This window comes from uncultured Campylobacter sp. (assembly GCF_937997465.1).
Classification (GTDB): Bacteria; Campylobacterota; Campylobacteria; order Campylobacterales; family Campylobacteraceae; genus Campylobacter_A.
This window is the reverse complement of sequence record NZ_CALKTQ010000099.1, coordinates 1-1,862: the sequence shown is the minus strand read 5'-3', so window position 1 is coordinate 1,862 and position 1,862 is coordinate 1. Positions and strand designations below refer to the sequence as shown.

3 protein-coding genes are annotated in these 1,862 nt (G+C 48.7%); 1 reads left to right on the top strand and 2 read right to left on the bottom strand.

Features of this window, described 5'->3' with window-relative positions; genetic code table 11:
* Window positions 1–334, top strand: a 334-nt coding sequence (locus Q0546_RS02980; RefSeq protein ID WP_298790399.1) for a DsbA family protein, incomplete at its 5' end; no start/stop codon positions are given.
* 334 nt (window positions 335–668) lie between these two features.
* Here the strand turns inward: Q0546_RS02980 and Q0546_RS02975 are convergent.
* Both Q0546_RS02975 and Q0546_RS02970 read right to left on the bottom strand, forming a co-directional pair.
* A complete protein-coding gene (locus Q0546_RS02975) occupies window positions 669–1,355 on the bottom strand; it encodes a response regulator (RefSeq protein ID WP_298790397.1) in 687 nt (228 codons plus the stop codon).
* Window position 1,356: 1 nt separating this feature from the next.
* On the bottom strand, window positions 1,357–1,862 hold a 506-nt coding region (locus Q0546_RS02970; RefSeq protein WP_298790395.1), incomplete at its 5' end, for an ATP-binding protein.

Here is a 1,862-nt window from a genome sequence, read left to right as displayed (position 1 = left end):
CCTACTAAGCGACGAGTCGAAATTTAAAAAGGCGAAATTCGCGATTTACAAAGCGATCCACGACAAAAAGGATGATTTTGGCGGCGGTAGCGATAAGCAAAGGTTCATCAAAACCGCGCTAGATACCGCCGGCGTGAGCATGAGCGAATACGAAGCGGCGCTTGCCAGCAAAAAGGCGCAGGCTCTGCTCGCGCAGTGGGACGCGGGCTACGAGGTCGCGGTGATTTCAGGCGTGCCAGCGTTCGTCGTGAGTGGCAAGTATCTCTTAAACACGGCTTCGTTCGGCTCCGTCGATGAAATGGCTGCCGCGGTAAAAGAGCTGCTGGCGAAATAGGTCTTGTCGCATTAAATTTAGCCGCGCCAAAGCAAACTTTGTTTTATGCGCCGCGTTAAATTTGGTCGCGGTGCTTATAGTAAATTTTATCGCTAAGCCGCGCAGCACGATAGCGACTAAATTTTACGTTTTCAAGGAGCGGATCTCGGCGAGTAAAATTTGAGCTAAAATTTATAAATTTGACTTCAAATTTGAGCGTAAAAAGTCAAGGCGAAGTATCGCGAGATGTATTTAAGGGTTGTGACGTAAAAATTTAGCGAAGATAAGACACGTAGTCTATCAAGCTAAATTTTTACTAGCTCCGTTAAAGACGCTCGCGAGGCAAGCCGCAAAGTTAAATTTGATCGCCGCTTAGCAGTATATATCCGCTCTCGCTAATATTTTTAAATTTAACCCCCAGCTCCCGCTTCAGCCTTAGTACGACGTTTTGTATCGCGCCCTTGCTCGTTTGCTCGCCCTCGTAGACGAACTCCTCGATCATCTCGTAGCTCACGAGCTTGTTTAGATTATACGCAAAGAGCCAAAAGAGCTTGTTTTGCAAAAATGATAGATAAATTTCTTCGCCGTTTTTGTAGATCTTTTCTTTAGCGAGATTTATGCTCGTTTGCGGGCCCAGGTGCACGAGCTTTTCGTCCTTTTCGTAGGTTAGAGCCACGAGCAGACGGCAAAGCGCGGCGATATCGACTGGCTTTTTTAGAAACGACGCCGCGCCGTGCTCGATGCTTTTGATGAGGTTGTCGTCGGTGTCGTAGGAGGTAAAGACGATAAATTTTTGCGCGGGTTTGATGCGCATCATCTCCTTCATCATCTCAAAGCCGTTCATCGCGGGCATGTGGATGTCGGTGATGACGATGGCGGGAGCTAGCTTTTTAAAGCGCTCCAGCCCCTCTAGCCCGTCGCCCGCGCCCCAGACGCTAAGGCAATACGGCTTTAGCCCGCCTATTAGCAGCTCCCTTGCGATCTCGTCGTCCTCGACGATGAGGACGCTCAGGTCTTTAAGTAGCTTCAAATGCTCTTGCATCTCACTCCTTTAAATTTATCTCAAAGCCGAGCTCAAACGTCGTCGGATCGCCCGCGCTTAGCAGCCTGATGTCGCCTGAAAGCTTTTCGTTTGCTAGCTTTTTGCCAAAATACAGCCCGATACCGCTTCCTTGCTTTTTGGTGGTTTTTGGCTGGGTTAAAATTTTATCCCGAAGCTCCTTGCTCACACCGCTACCGTAGTCCGTGACGGCTATTTTGCACGTGCCGTTTTCAAATTTGACGTCAATAAAAACCTGCCGCTTGGCAATCTCGTCTTTGTATCGCTCCACGACCGCGTCTTTGGCGTTGTGAATGAGGATGAGTAAAATTTGCTGCACGATGCCCATTCGCTGCGTGGCTTCTTCGTCTTGAAACTCGCGCAAGCTTACCGCGACGTTTGCTTTGCTAAGCTCGGTGTGCATGAGCTTTAGCAGGTCTTTGATGCAGCGCTGCACGCTAAATTTTTGCGGGCTGTCGCTGCTTTTATAAAAATTTCTAAAAATCTCGA

Coding starts and splice junctions, on each gene's coding strand:
- Q0546_RS02975 (WP_298790397.1), bottom strand. CDS start 1,355: ATGCAAGAGCATTTGAAGCTACTTAAAGACCTGAGCGTCCTCATCGTC.